We start from the raw sequence: 13,279 nt of genomic DNA, 5'->3' as shown, positions 1-13,279 counted from the left end.
CATCTCTCCCGTTACATTAAGATCGCGCCGTAAGCCCTTGCGATCAATTCCAGAATTTTTCCCGTACCTCGGCGTCGAAACTGCCCTGAGGCGTTTCGAGGTGCAGCGGCGTGCCCGGGTCCCAATGGGTCATGCGGACCATGCCGATGGCCACGCCTTCCCCGAAATCCGGGCTGATCGCGGCCGAAGTCACCTGCCCCACCTTGCGTGAGCCCGCCAGCAACGGCCAGGGCCGGTCGCTGGACGGCAACGCCTTGGCGTCGATGGCGATCGGGCGCACTTGCTTGACCGGGCCTTCCATAGCCACCCGTAGCAGAGCGTCGCGGCCAATGCACCCGATGGCCGTGGCCGTGTTGCAGAACCGGCCAAGGCCGCATTCATGGGGCGTGTTGTCGTCCGTCATGTCATTGCCGTAGCTCAACAATCCGCCTTCGATCCGCTCGATCGCGTTCGGGCACCCCGGATGCACATCCAGATCGCGGCCCGCCTCCATCAATGCGTTCCACATCGGCATGCCGTTGTCGTAGCCGCCGACGTAAATCTCGAAGCCGCCCTGTTTCGAATAGCCCGAGCGCGCAACCGCAAAGCTCTGGCCGTTGAAATCGAACCAGCCGAAGCGGAAGAACCGCACGTCACGGATCGCGTCGCCGAAGACCCGCGCCATCAACTCGTCGGCTTTCGGCCCCTGCACCGCCAGCGGCGCGACATCGGGTTCATCAACCAGCACATCCAAGCGGTAGCCATAGGCCACACCCTTGACCCACAACAACAAATCGCTGTCGGCAATGGAAATCCACCACCGATCCTCGGACAGTTTCAGGATCACCGGGTCGTTCAACATACCCCCCGTCTCGTCGACGACGGGCATGTAATAGCATTGCCCCGGCAGCATGCCGCGCAGATCGCGCGGGGTCAGCATCTGGATCAGCTTGCCCGCATCGGGGCCACGCACTTCGACCTGACGTTCGACCGAAACGTCCCAGATCTGAACCGCCTCCTTGAGGTGGTGGTAATCCTCTTCGACCGAGCGGAACACCGTCGGCAAAAGCATCCGGTTGTAGATCGTGTAAGCTTTCGCGCCAGCGGCCTCGACCCCATCCGAGAACGGGGTGCGGCGCAGACGACGAGAGGGCGAGATCAGGGCCATGGCTGGGTCTCCTTACCTTGGCGAATGGTCTTTTGTGTCATAGGCTTGGGGCCTGCATGTAAGGGACCCGTCCGATGAGATTTCGCGTTATCGCAATGCTGCTTGCGGGCTTGATTGCAACCCATGCCGCGGCTCAGGTTCGGCAGGCCGATGTCACGGCGGCGGCGATCCTGACGGGCTTCGTGAATGCCGACGTGGCCGCGATCCAACGGCACGCCACCACGGTCAGCGCCCTGCGCCTGCAACGCATTGTGGATGGAGAGATCGACGCCGCGACCCTGTTTGACCCCGCAGCCGCGCAGGCGGCCGCGCAATGGGATGGGCAGATGCATCCGGCGCGGTTCGAACGCTACCTCGCAGTCGTGCCCTTCGCCATCAGCGGCCCCGATGGCCCCGTGTCGCTGAGTGCTGGCGCGGGCGAGCTCTATTTCGTGCTGCGCCTTGCCCGCGATACGGACTACAGCCCATGGGGCTACCAGGGCGTGGGCCGCATGCCCCGCGCCAGCTACGAGGCCCGCGCCGCCGATCCGCCCTAGTCCCATTCCGGCACCTCATCCGGCATGAACGGCAGATCGGTGTCCGTGGTCTTGACCCCAAGCGCCGTCAGCGCGCCATGGACTTGGCCCCGGTGGTGTGTCTGGTGGTTGAACAACTGCATCACACACAGGTCGCGCGGCTGCGTCATGTCACGCCCCGCAGCGCCTGAATACCACGTCAGATCCCCGTCAAAATCGCTGCCATCCGTGCTCCACGCCCAGGCGGCGATACGCGCGTCAAGCTGCGGACGCGCGGCCATCAGCGCGGCCCAATCATAGGCCCCCGCCGTCTCGGCCAGTGGCGCGTCCGGTCCCGGCCCCCCGTCAAAGCGTGCGATCCAGATCATGTCGCCCCAGAACGCATGGCTCAGCGTGCCCTGGATCGAGCCCCAGAACAGCCCGCAATCCGCCTCGCGCTGCGCGGCACTCAGCCCATCGCAGGCGTGATACATCCACTGGTTCTGCCACGCGTTGTAGCGCGCCATCACGCGCGCATAATCGGGGCCGACCACTTACTTGCCGCCCGCCTGTCCGCCCCATTCGATGGGACAGATTTCCGCCGACTTGCCCGAGAAATCCCACATCTTGCCGAAATCGCGCACCTTGGATTTCAGGCCGCGCGCCGCGATGATATCGGGCCCCATCCAGTATTTCGAATTGGTGATCATCACCGGATGATCCGGGCTTGCACCGTCGATCATCTCGATCTCGCCCTGAATCTTCTTGCCCACGAACAGCCCGCGTTTCTTGCCGTCGCGGGTGATCTCGACCTTCTCACGCTCCGCGGACACGATGTCGGACACCAAAAGCGTAAACAGCCCCGTGGTCCCGCCAGCCGCGCCCGAGAAAATCTCCAGCAGCCCCTGATACGCCTTGCCCGACGCGCGCTCGTCGACATAGGCCGCCACCTGCCAGCCGCCTTCGGCCATCTTGCCGGGGATGTAGACCATCAGGCCCACGTTCAGACCGCTCAGGTCTTCGCCCTCGAAATGCCCCTCGTCGATGGCAATTCCCATCCACGCCTTGCAATCGCCGTCGGTCGGCTCGTGCTTGCCAAGGCTCACGACGCACGGACAAAACACCGTGCACGAGCAATTCAGGATCAACTCGCCCTTGATGGCCCAATCGCGCGGCTTCATCTGCCGCCGCTTGGGGTTGTCCATGCGTTGATCAATGCGCTGGCTGACGGGCAACCGATCCGCGTCGGGGCGTTTCTTTACGGCCATGAAATCTCTCTCCTCATGGGGCAAGATACGGGTATGCCAACACACCCAATCCGCCCAAAATCAGCACCACTCCCATGGGCTTGGTCACATAATGCCCGATCTGGGGCAGTTTTTCGATCACCATGAACAACGTGGCCAATCCCATCCACAACAGGCTCATCATGCCGCCCACAAACCCAAGCGCCATGAACCCCCAACAACACCCTGCGCAAAACGCGCCAAGGCCCGCGCCCATGCGCATACCCCCGGCAAAGCCCGTGCGCCAATGGCCCAGGAAGTAATTCATCGGCGCGTGGCACACCCCGTGGCAGACCTCTTTGGCGCGGGTGAACTGAAACCCGCCCACCGCGATCAACAATCCGCCCGCGATCCACGTGCTCTGCGCGATGCCCATCGCGTCGATCACACCGGCGCGCAGCAGGCCGATCTGCACCATCGCGAAGATCGCGGCCACGCCGACCCACACCACGGAATAGCCGCCCAACACACCCAACCACCCGGCCCGTGTGCCATCGGCCGACGCCATGAGACGCTCATAATTGACCAACGTGGGCACCAGCGTCGGCAGCATCATCGCCGCCATCATGATCGACCACATGCCAAACAATGGCCCGAACCGCGTCATGGCCGACATATCCATGCCGCCCATCTCCATGCCGTCCATGCCCGCCATCCCGTCGGTCGCCATCGCGTCGGAGGCCATCTCACCGGCGGCCATCTCGCCACCGTCCATGGCCATGCCGTCCGCGTCGCCGTCCATGGCCATGCCGTCGCCTTCCATGGCCCCGGACATTTCCTCCGCCCCGGACATCTCCATGGTATCGGACATCTCCATGCCGCCCATGTCCATGCTCATCCGGCCGACCCAATCCAGCCCCATGCCCGTCGCCATCTGGTACAGAATGACCCACGCGACCAGAATGCCGCCAAAGAAGCCAAGCCAGAGTGTGTTGCGCACGAGATGCATGGAAACGCTCCTCCCAAAGGCGATTCTGCTTGGCTTTCGCTATGTCAGACATTTAAATGTCTGACAAATGAAAATCGATCCAAACTCCTCCGCCGATCTGTCCGTGCAAATCGCCGCCGCAATCCGCGATGCAATTGTCAGTGGCAAGCTCATCGTCGACGAACGCCTGCCGTCCGAGGCCGAGCTGGCCGATCACTTCGACGTGTCGCGCTCCACCGTGCGCGAGGCGCTCAAACGGCTGGCCGCGCAATCGCTGATCCGCACGCAACGCGGCGCATTTGGCGGCGCCTTCGTGAACCGGCTGTCTTATGAGGATGCCTATCGCGGCCATATCACCACCTCGACGCTGCTTCTGGGCATGAACAACGTCAGTTTCGACACCGCCTGCGAAGCGCGGTTTGCGCTGGAACGGGCCTGCGCGCGCCTGTCCGCCGCGCGCCGCGATGCCGACCACCTCGCCACCATGCGCGCCGAGATCGTCCGCCAGGCACAACCCGGCCTCTCGGACGAGGCGTTCTGCGCCTCCGACGTTGCCTTTCACCGCGCGCTGGTCGACGGGGCGGACAACCCGGTGATGTCCTATCAACTCGCGGGCGCGGTCGAGGCGATGCAGCCGCTGATGAACATGATCACCTTCACCGCGCGCGACCGCGCCGAAATCGTGCGCCTCCACGCGCTGATCGCCGACGCCGAAGAGACCCGCGATGGCGAGGCGGTCGTCGCCGCCCTGTCGGAACTTGAAACCTACACCAAGGCGCTCGCCCAATCCGTCTTCGCCGCCCGCGCCAAGTCTCAAAGCGCGTCCGACGGCACCGCCCCGTAAATCCGGGTCAGCATCGCCGCGCCCACCAGCATCGTGATGATATCCACCGCCGCTCCGGCAAGGCGGAACCCGACTTCCCTGCTGGCATCAAAGCTCTCGCCAAGGTCCGGCGTGAGGGCCACAACCAATCCGTAAAGCACGCAGGTCGCCAAAGCCGCCCATAGGCTCGCGCCGAAAATCGCACGCCCAAGGCTCCGGGTCGCGCGCCAAGACGCCCCAAGCGCAAGCCCCTGCCCGTCCAGAACCGCGATCGACGGCAGGCCAAGACCGATCCGCAACAGCAAAAAGATCGACACCCATACGCTCACGGCAATCATTGCGATGAGCGATCCGATCAGCCACGGGGAAATGCCCCCAAGGCGCATCCAATCGGCAACAAAGAGTGCCCCCAATACGTCCAAAGCGCTGGTGCCCAGAGCCAGGAACAGGCCAAGGACCGGCATGCACACCAACACCACAGCGCTCATTGTGGCGACACTTCCGATGACGACCCACGCCACCATGTATTTCCCGATAATGACCAACCGCATCCGCGGGATCACCCGCGCGGTCTCGCCCAGATAGATGAACCGGTGCCATGCTGACGCGACGATCCCGAGCATCCCCAGAAACAGCGCGCTCACATACCATTCGCCGGGCGGCCCGGCGCTGATCTGGTCCACATCATACAACACCCAATGGGCATAGATCCGGCCGGCCCACGCGTTCAGCGCGATGTAGGCGGCAAACCACACGCCCCCGATCCGCAGCACAGCGCCAAAATTGCTCAGCAAGTCCCCGATCGCGCCAAAGAAAAGCGATCGGGCGGTTGCGCGCTGGTTCATCTCGGCCCCCGTGACGATACGGCCCCATCCTCGCGCGATTGCGGGTATGGTCAAGGGAGTCTGCGCTGAGACATGGTTAAGCAAAAGGTCCCAAGATGCGCTTTGTGCATGCCACGCAAGGGCTTCACCCCTCTGCTTAGCCGTGAGCAGCGCCCTGCAAATCCGCTGGACCCCATGGCGCACGCGCCTTAAATTCCACCCCAGTCTGATCGTAAAACGACGCCAACAGGGACCATAAAACATGACCAAAACCACGCTTTTCGCCTCCGCCGCGACCCTTGCCCTTGCGGGCGCCGCCACGGCTCAGGGCCTCACCGTTTTCGATTATTCCGGCTTTGAAGACCCCGCCTTCCATCAGCCTTTCATCGACGCCCACGGCGCGCCCGAATTCGTATTCTTCGGCGATGAGGACGAGGCGTTCCAGCGCCTGCTCGCGGGCTTCCAATCCGACGTGACCCACATCTGCGCAGGCTCCGTGCCGCGCTGGCAGGCCTCCGGCATCATCGAAGCCTGGGACAGCGACCAGATCGCCGCTTTCGACACCCTCAACGCCGATCTCGTGGGCCAGGACGTCCTCGCGGGCTCCCAAGAGCTGTTATTCCTGCCGACGGATTACGGCTCCACCGCTGTGGCTTATAACGCCGATGAACTCAGCGCCGACGATGTCACCTCGCTCGAGATCTTCAACAACCCCGAATACGCCGGCCGCCTGTCGATCCCCGACAATGTCGATGACGCCTACGCGCTGGCTTATCTTGCGACCGGGGTCACCGATTGGGCCGATGCCAGCGATGCGGAATTTGAAGCCGCCACCGATTGGCTGCGTGGCATCCACCAGAACCTGCGCACCTACTGGACCGACCCCGCCGAGATCAGCCAGCTGATCGGCTCGGGCGAAGTTCTCGCCGCCTGGGTCTGGAACGAAGTGCCCGTCGCGATGGCCGAGGAAGGCTTCAACGTCGGCTTCGCGCGCAACACGTCTGAGGGCACCTCCGTGTGGCTCTGCGGCTACGTCAACATGGTCGAAAGCACCGCCGACGAAGCGCTGGCCTATGACTACGTCAATGCGCTTCTGTCCGATGCCTCCGCCGGCCCGCTTCTGGCCAACGGTTTCGGGTCGGCCAACGACGCCGCCCTGCAAGCGCTCGGGGCCGAGGCGATGGAAGCCGCCGGTCTGGGCGAGGTCACCGTACCCGTTCTGGCACAGCTGCCGATCTCCAACGAACAACGCGAGCGGCAGGCCGAAGCCTTCGAGCGGATCAAGGCAGGGTTCTGATTCTCGCCAAACGCTGCAACGCAACCAAGGCGCGCCCGCACAACCGGGCGCGTTTTTTCATGTTCGACGCCGTTCAAGCAAAGAAAAACGCGACAGAGGCTGAGCTCGTCGCGTTCCAGGCGGCCCTATGGCCAGACCACCGTATCGTCGGTGGCGTTTGTAGGTGACCTTTGCGGCCGCAGCCGCGACACGGGTAAGTCGGCCGCGACCGCAAAGGTAATGGGGGCAAAAAGATTTCCGGATTGCTCCGGGCACGCTTCAATCGCCTCGCTCCCACATACCTGTATACATGTGTTTAGACTGGTATACAAGTCTCGAACTCGTTCAAATCCTCCGAAATGGCTGACTTTTGGGCATGTGACGTAACGTCATTTACCCGACATCAACCAGTCTTCCTGCGCCTTGCTTTCGATGGCCTCGGAAAAATGTTCCCGGACCCGCGCGATGGCCGCCTCGGGCGTCATTCCCCCTTCGATCAGGCAGCGCGCCGCCATCGTGCCGCTGCGGCCCGCGCCGTATTGGCAGGCAAATGCCAGCGTCGCGCCTGCCGCGAAACTCTGCGCCCGTGCCTGTGCCGTCGTGGCCCATTGCTGAGCACGGGTCTGCGTCGGGGCGGCGTAGTCGACAATCGGGAAATGCGCCACGTCAAGGCCCACCTCACCCGCCAACGCTTCAAGCGACGGGAGGAACTCGGCGTCCAACTCATCACTTTCGATCAGGACGCACAGCGTCGCGGCCCCCAACTCCCGCAGCCCGAGCAGCGTCTCGCGGCAGGCCACCGGATCGAACACCGCCATCCCGTCCACCGTCGTCTCAAGCCCCGGAAACCCGGACATCACGACCCTACCGCCCGCCGGATGCGGAATGGCGGCCCGGATCGACCCCGGGAACGGGGGGGCGTGCTCGGCGTTGAGGCCGTCTTCAACTGTCATGGGAATGACTTTCCACAGGTGTTGTATACAGATATACACACTTGGGAGGCATTGCCAACAAAGCTTAACGGGATCCGATATGGCCAAACATAATGCCGAGACCATCGCCAATTCACTGCGCAAGCGCATCTGTCTTGAACCGCCGACCCAAAGCCCGGTCCTGCATGAACAAGAGCTGGCACATGAGTTCGGCGTGTCACGCACCCCGGTCCGGCAGGCCCTGCAACGGCTGGCCTATGAGCGTCTGGTGGAGGTCCGATCAGGCGTCGGCACGGTCGTCTCGGCGCTGAAAGTCGAAGACAAGCAGCGCGACATCGACCTTGCGTTTTCCCTGCTCAAAGTGGCCTCCGAGATCGAGGGCGATCGCCCCCTCTCGGTCGAAGCCAACGCCTATATCGTGGCGCTGGAGCGGCAGGTGAACGCCGCCAACGAGATCGACCTTGAGACCAATTTCACAATCCGCTCCACCTCGCTGAACATCATCACCAACGAGATGAACAGTGATATCCTCGGCAATGCGCTCAAGGCAGCCCTCTGGCGGCTGTTCCGCTGGCGCATGGCCGAGGCCGCCGACAGCTCCTCCGGCATCGACCCGCGCCTGACCGAGGTGATGACCCGCATGGCCGAGGCCACCCGCATCGGAACCTTGCGCGCTCTGCTCGAAGCGCAAAGCATGGCATCCGACGTCCCGACCCATTCCAACGGCAGTTGAAACACGACCGCCCGCAACGTATATGTAAGGTGTCCCCTCGGGGACTATGGACATAAACGCGCTCGTAATAAGCGGATCGGACCCGGGGGCGGTACCCGGCGGCTCCACCAAATATCCTTCATTTGGGGAAGGTAGGGGGCCGAAATAGGATCGACGAACGTCTAAAGGGGTTAGCTTTGTCTCGGCGGGGTGCCACCGTATCGGCCCGACAAGTACAATTGCAAATGACAATCGTGCTCCGGCAATGGCTCTCGCAGCGTAAGCTGTCCTGAGTCGCCGACTTTAAGCCCAGTTCTCTAGCCAGAGCTGGCGGGGTTCGCAGGCACCTGGCAACAGAAGCCTGCACTTTCCACCCCCTGCGCATCCCTTGCAGTTTCGCATGGCTTGACCCGCCCGCAGGCATCGCGCCGTCGCATGCGACGACGCTTGGGCAACAGAAGCCTGCACTTTCCACCCCCTGCGCATCCCTTGCAGTTTCGCATGGCTCGACCCGCCCGCAGGCATCGCGCCGTCGCACGCGACGACGCTTGGGCAACAGAAGCCTGCACTTTCCACCCCCTGCGCGTCCCTTGTCGTTTCGCATCGCTTGACCCGCCCGCAGGCATCGCGCCGTCGCACGCGACGACGCTTGGGCAACAGAAGCCTGCCCTTTCCACCCCCTGAGCATGTCTCGCGGTCGTCCATGGCGGCCACGTTCGGGCAGCGCCCCACCTTCAAACCCCACCACCTTCCTCTCACAAACTTTCACCCGAAGTGATCCAAACCCGCGCGCGCGCCGTTTAACTCACAACACGTACGCAATCGGATTTGCCCAAACATGACCGCCATCGACTATATCAACTTCGCCGTCGCACTCCTCACCATCGGGCTTGGCCTGTGCGGCTGGCTCGCCCCGCGCTGGACGATGAGCGTGCTCGATATGAAATCCGGGCCCACCAACATGGCGCTGACCGAGGTCTCGGCCGTCTCGGGCTGCCTCTTCGTGGGCATCGGCGCGGGCGTGATCTACCTCAACGAGCCCATGGCCTGGGTCGCCCTTGGCCTAGCCTATGCGGGCGCCGCCGTGGGCCGCGTGACCTCGATCCTGCGCGATCAGGCGGGCTCGCGTCAAAGCTGGACATTCTTCGGCACCGAGGCGGCCCTTGGGGCCTGGCTTGTGCTGGCCAACCTGCCAACAAGCTGACGGCCGCCAACCGCCCCGCGTCGTCCCGCTTTCATATCGCCGCGAATCCCCTATGCTGCGCGGGTCTGCTGCACGCAACGGGTCTCACTCATGTCGGATATGCCATCCTCCATTCCCTATGGCCGTCTCATGCACGAGGCCGTCTGCGGCGTCATCCGGCAGGTGCTCAGGGGCGTTGCGGCAAGCGGATTGCCCGGCGATCACCACTTCTTCATCACCTTCAACACCCGGCACGATGCGGTGGATATCGCCGATTGGCTGCGCGACCGCTACCCTGAGGAAATGATGATCGTGATCCAGAACTGGTATGACGATCTGCAGGTGGACGATGACCAATTCGCCGTCACGCTGAACTTCGGCGATGCGCCCGAACGTTTGACCGTTCCGTTCGACGCGATCCTCACCTTCGTCGATCCTTCGGTTGAATTCGGCTGGCGCTTCGAGCGCAACGAAGAGGGCGACACCGACGGCACCGTCGCGGACACGGATCCCGACACAGCCGACGCGCCCGACACGCCCGACACGCCCGATGCGGAGCCCGACGCATCCGATCCCGGCGACACGCAAAAAGCCGACGTCGTCAGCCTCGATACCTTCCGCAAGAACACCTGACCGCCCTGTCCCCGACCCACCGCTCCGGAGCCGCGCCTTGGCCACCAGTGACCTCGCCCTGTTCATGGGTCAGCTTTTCCGCAAACCGCATCAGGTCGTGGCGCTGGCCCCCTCCTCGCGCGGCCTGTGCGCCGAGATGGCCGCCGAACTCGACCCTGTAAAAGGAGCCGTCATCGAATTGGGCGCGGGCACCGGCAACATTACCCGCGCCATCCTCGACGCAGGCATCGCACCCGAAAACTGCCATTCCATCGAGATGAACCCCGATTTCTGCGACCGCCTGCGCGCCAATTTCCCCGGCCTCAACGTCTATCAGATGTCGGCGGGCGATTGCGGCACCCTGCCCGTGGACAACGTGCAAGCCGTCGTCTCGGGCCTGCCGCTCCTGTCGATGCCCACCGAGTTGCAACGCGATATCATGACCGGGTTCGCCCAAAAGGTCGCGCCCGGCGGCGATTACGTCCAATTCACCTATGGCCCGAAGCCGCCCGTCACCAAGATCGTCCGCGACGAGCTGAACCTGACCTGGCGCAAATCCGGCAAGATCTGGTGGAACGTGCCGCCCGCCCGCGTCTACCGCTTCAGCCAAACCGCCTGATAGCGCAAAACTGCGACCGCCCGCACATTGCGCGCCCGCCTTCCCCCCGGTAAACCGCCCCCAACTCAGACCGGAGGACAGACATGGCCCAGACCCGCACCGAAACCGACAGCTTTGGCCCCTTGGAGGTCCCCGCGGACAAATACTGGGGCGCGCAGACGCAGCGCTCGATCCTGAACTTCCCCATCGGCTGGGAGAAACAGCCCGTGGCCATCGTCCGCGCGCTCGGTGTGATCAAACGCGCCTGCGCCGAGGCCAACCACAAGGCCGGCAAGCTCGACGGTGTGGGCGACGCCATCATCGACGCCGCGCAAGAGGTCATCGACGGCAAGCTTGACGACAACTTCCCCCTCGTCGTGTGGCAGACCGGCTCGGGCACGCAATCGAACATGAATTCCAACGAGGTCATCGCCAACCGTGCAATCGAGATCCTCGGCGGCGAGATCGGCTCCAAAACGCCCGTCCACCCCAACGACCATTGCAACATGGGCCAGTCGTCCAACGACACCTTCCCGACCGCCATGCACATCGCCACTGCGATGACAGCGCGCGATGTGACGCTGCCGGGCCTGCGCAAACTGCTGGCCGCGCTGGAAGAGCGTGCGGCGGCCTTCGCGGGCATCATCAAGATCGGCCGCACCCATACGATGGACGCCACGCCGCTCACGCTGGAACAGGAATTCGGCGGCTACGCCCATCAGGTCCGCAAAAGCATCGAACGCATCGAGGCCGCCCTTGGCGACATCTACGAGCTGGCCCAGGGCGGCACCGCCGTCGGCACCGGCCTCAACTCCCCCAAAGGCTGGGGCGAAGAGGTCGCGGCCAACATGGCCCGCATCACCGGGCTGCCCTTCGTCACCGCCCCCAACAAGTTCGAGGCGCTCGCCGCCCACGACGCCATGGTCGCGATGTCTGGTGCGATGAAAACCACGGCCGCAGCACTCTTCAAGATCGCCAATGACATCCGCCTGCTCGGCTCTGGCCCGCGCTGCGGTCTGGGCGAGCTGATGCTGCCCGAAAATGAACCCGGCTCCTCCATCATGCCGGGCAAGGTGAACCCCACCCAATGCGAGGCCATGACGCAGGTCTGTGCCCATGTCATCGGCAACGACGCCGCCGTGGGGTTCGCGGGCTCGCAGGGGCACTTTGAACTCAACGTCTACAAGCCCATGATGGCCTACAACGTACTGCAATCCATGCAACTCGTCGGCGATGCCGCCGTGGCCTTCACCGACAATTGCGTCGCGGGGATCGAGGCCAACACCGGGCGCATCGACAAGATCATGAATGAATCCCTCATGCTTGTGACCGCGCTCGCGCCCACCATCGGCTACGACAATGCCACCAAGGTCGCCAAAACCGCCCACAAGAACGGCACCACCCTCAAGCAAGAGGCCATTGGCCTTGGCTTCGTGGACGAGGAAACCTTCGACCGCGTCGTGCGGCCCGAAACCATGATCGGCCCGAAGTAGGAGGCACGGATGAGCGGCAAACTCGTCAGCCTGTCGAAGGCCCGCAAATCCCGCGCGCGCGATGCAGCGAGGAAACAAGCCGACGAGAACGCGGTGAAACACGGACGGCCCAAAGCCGCGCGGGACCGGAACGCCGCGCGTAAGGCCTTGGCCGACAAGCGGGTCGACGGGCACAAGCGCGATGAGTGACCTCGCGCCCTGGTCCCCGGCGGACAAACGCCGCACCCTCACCGCCCTTGGGCTGACGGCCCTCGCCCTCGGCTTCGTTGCCACCCATCTCGCCCCCTTCCGCGTCGCCGATTGTGGCCCGGCGGACCCGGCGCTTCTGCGCTATTTGGGTGGGGCGGTCTTTCACTCTACCGGCGACGGTGTCATCTCGTCGCTGGAACGGCGCATCTGGGCGGGGCCTTATGCTTTGAACGTCGCGCTGGCCACGGCTTTCGTCCTGGCGTGCATGTGGGCCAGCAACCCTAACATGATGCAATCGCGCCCCCCCTATTCCAAGAGGGTGCAGTTGATCCTGCTGGCCGTGGGCGTCTTGACGCTATGGGTCGTGCTGGCCGCTCTCCTGCCTGCGGTCCGGATCGAATGGACCCTCACCGGCCCGCCGGTCACGCCAGAGGCCTGTGGCATCCGTTTCGATTTCAACCCTGACACCCGCGCCTGGGTCGCCCCCTCCTCATGAAAGACGCCCGCCCCCGCAAACGCTCGCTCACCTTGCAAGGGCACCGCACCAGCGTGTCGCTCGAAGATGCGTTCTGGGACGAATTGCAGGCGCTGGCCGAGGAGCGGGGCCTGTCCGTCAACGCGCTGGTGGCCGAGATCGACGCCGCCCGGGGCGTGTCGGCGGGTCTCGCCTCCGCCATCCGGGTGCATATCCTGCAGGCGCTGAAAGACGGCTAAGCGGGCCTTGCCGCGGCAACCGCGCGGTCGGGAATGCCGATCTGATCGTGATCTGGCGCAACCTCCCC

At 63.9% G+C, this 13,279-nt stretch carries 17 protein-coding genes and 1 other RNA gene; 12 read left to right on the top strand and 6 right to left on the bottom strand.

Going from position 1 to position 13,279, the window contains the following annotated elements; genetic code table 11:
* Window positions 1–43: 43 nt before the first annotated feature.
* A complete protein-coding gene (locus V8J83_RS03405) occupies window positions 44–1,147 on the bottom strand; it encodes a dimethylsulfoniopropionate demethylase (RefSeq protein WP_339983489.1) in 1,104 nt (367 codons plus the stop codon).
* 74 nt (window positions 1,148–1,221) lie between these two features.
* Here V8J83_RS03405 and V8J83_RS03400 point away from each other — a divergent pair, with 74 nt between their 5' ends.
* The gene (locus V8J83_RS03400; protein ID WP_339983487.1) at window positions 1,222–1,683 is read left to right on the top strand and encodes a hypothetical protein; all 462 of its coding nucleotides are present in this window, start codon (window positions 1,222–1,224) and stop codon (window positions 1,681–1,683) included.
* Here the strand turns inward: V8J83_RS03400 and V8J83_RS03395 are convergent.
* The 3 genes from V8J83_RS03395 to V8J83_RS03385 are packed head-to-tail and all read right to left on the bottom strand — an operon-like array spanning window position 1,680 to window position 3,642.
* On the bottom strand, window positions 1,680–2,168 hold the full coding sequence (locus V8J83_RS03395) for a DinB family protein (RefSeq protein ID WP_339983485.1): 489 nt from the start codon (window positions 2,166–2,168) through the stop codon (window positions 1,680–1,682). The two genes, V8J83_RS03400 and V8J83_RS03395, sit on opposite strands and share 4 nt — an antisense overlap.
* 27 nt (window positions 2,169–2,195) lie before the next feature.
* Window positions 2,196–2,909 (bottom strand): DUF1326 domain-containing protein, encoded by a 714-nt coding sequence (locus V8J83_RS03390; protein WP_339983483.1) that lies wholly within the window; start codon window positions 2,907–2,909, stop codon window positions 2,196–2,198.
* A 13-nt stretch (window positions 2,910–2,922) separates the two neighbouring features.
* Window positions 2,923–3,642, bottom strand: coding sequence for a DUF2182 domain-containing protein (locus V8J83_RS03385; RefSeq protein WP_439649769.1), 720 nt, complete (start codon window positions 3,640–3,642; stop codon window positions 2,923–2,925).
* 301 nt (window positions 3,643–3,943) lie between these two features.
* Here V8J83_RS03385 and V8J83_RS03380 point away from each other — a divergent pair, with 301 nt between their 5' ends.
* Window positions 3,944–4,699: a FadR/GntR family transcriptional regulator gene (locus V8J83_RS03380; RefSeq protein ID WP_339983479.1), complete on the top strand. Its 756-nt coding sequence runs from the start codon at window positions 3,944–3,946 to the stop codon at window positions 4,697–4,699.
* On the opposite strand, the gene V8J83_RS03375 is transcribed toward V8J83_RS03380, so the two are convergent.
* Entirely contained in the window at window positions 4,669–5,577 is a 909-nt protein-coding gene (locus V8J83_RS03375; protein WP_339983477.1) for a hypothetical protein, read from the bottom strand. The genes V8J83_RS03380 and V8J83_RS03375 overlap by 31 nt on opposite strands.
* A gap of 187 nt (window positions 5,578–5,764) precedes the next feature.
* Between V8J83_RS03375 and V8J83_RS03370 the strand changes: the two genes are divergently transcribed.
* On the top strand, window positions 5,765–6,799 hold the full coding sequence (locus tag V8J83_RS03370) for an extracellular solute-binding protein (protein WP_339983475.1): 1,035 nt from the start codon (window positions 5,765–5,767) through the stop codon (window positions 6,797–6,799).
* 368 nt (window positions 6,800–7,167) lie between these two features.
* Here the strand turns inward: V8J83_RS03370 and V8J83_RS03365 are convergent, their stop codons facing one another.
* Complete coding sequence (locus V8J83_RS03365) at window positions 7,168–7,731, bottom strand: phosphatase domain-containing putative toxin (protein WP_339983473.1); 564 nt, start codon at window positions 7,729–7,731, stop codon at window positions 7,168–7,170.
* 79 nt (window positions 7,732–7,810) lie between these two features.
* On the opposite strand from V8J83_RS03365, the gene V8J83_RS03360 reads away from it, so the two are divergent.
* From V8J83_RS03360 to V8J83_RS03320, 9 genes are all read left to right on the top strand, one after another.
* On the top strand, window positions 7,811–8,443 hold the full coding sequence (locus V8J83_RS03360) for a GntR family transcriptional regulator (protein ID WP_339983471.1): 633 nt from the start codon (window positions 7,811–7,813) through the stop codon (window positions 8,441–8,443).
* Window positions 8,436–8,790: a transfer-messenger RNA gene (gene ssrA, locus V8J83_RS03355) on the top strand. The genes V8J83_RS03360 and ssrA overlap by 8 nt, the downstream gene beginning before the upstream one ends.
* Window positions 8,791–9,260: 470 nt before the next feature.
* Window positions 9,261–9,626 carry a DUF4345 family protein gene (locus tag V8J83_RS03350; RefSeq protein WP_339983469.1) on the top strand — a complete coding sequence of 122 codons (366 nt, stop codon included), beginning with the start codon at window positions 9,261–9,263 and terminating at the stop codon, window positions 9,624–9,626.
* 99 nt (window positions 9,627–9,725) lie between these two features.
* Window positions 9,726–10,238 (top strand): SspB family protein, encoded by a 513-nt coding sequence (locus V8J83_RS03345; RefSeq protein WP_339985964.1) that lies wholly within the window; start codon window positions 9,726–9,728, stop codon window positions 10,236–10,238.
* A gap of 37 nt (window positions 10,239–10,275) precedes the next feature.
* Window positions 10,276–10,836, top strand: a complete 561-nt coding sequence (locus V8J83_RS03340; RefSeq protein WP_339983467.1) for a class I SAM-dependent methyltransferase — start codon at window positions 10,276–10,278, stop codon at window positions 10,834–10,836.
* An 83-nt stretch (window positions 10,837–10,919) separates the two neighbouring features.
* On the top strand, window positions 10,920–12,308 hold the full coding sequence (gene fumC / locus V8J83_RS03335) for a class II fumarate hydratase (RefSeq protein WP_339983465.1): 1,389 nt from the start codon (window positions 10,920–10,922) through the stop codon (window positions 12,306–12,308).
* 9 nt (window positions 12,309–12,317) lie between these two features.
* Entirely contained in the window at window positions 12,318–12,497 is a 180-nt protein-coding gene (locus V8J83_RS03330; protein WP_339983463.1) for a DUF4169 family protein, read from the top strand.
* Window positions 12,490–12,993 carry a hypothetical protein gene (locus V8J83_RS03325; RefSeq protein WP_339983461.1) on the top strand — a complete coding sequence of 168 codons (504 nt, stop codon included), beginning with the start codon at window positions 12,490–12,492 and terminating at the stop codon, window positions 12,991–12,993. The genes V8J83_RS03330 and V8J83_RS03325 overlap by 8 nt, the downstream gene beginning before the upstream one ends.
* Window positions 12,990–13,211: a ribbon-helix-helix domain-containing protein gene (locus V8J83_RS03320; RefSeq protein WP_339983459.1), complete on the top strand. Its 222-nt coding sequence runs from the start codon at window positions 12,990–12,992 to the stop codon at window positions 13,209–13,211. Before V8J83_RS03325 ends, V8J83_RS03320 begins: the two co-directional genes overlap by 4 nt.
* The last annotated feature ends 68 nt before the right edge of the window (window positions 13,212–13,279 follow it).

The sequence above is a fragment of the Gymnodinialimonas ulvae genome (genome assembly GCF_037543845.1).
Taxonomy (GTDB): Bacteria; Pseudomonadota; Alphaproteobacteria; order Rhodobacterales; family Rhodobacteraceae; genus Gymnodinialimonas; species Gymnodinialimonas ulvae.
This window is presented reverse-complemented; position numbering and strand designations above follow the sequence as displayed.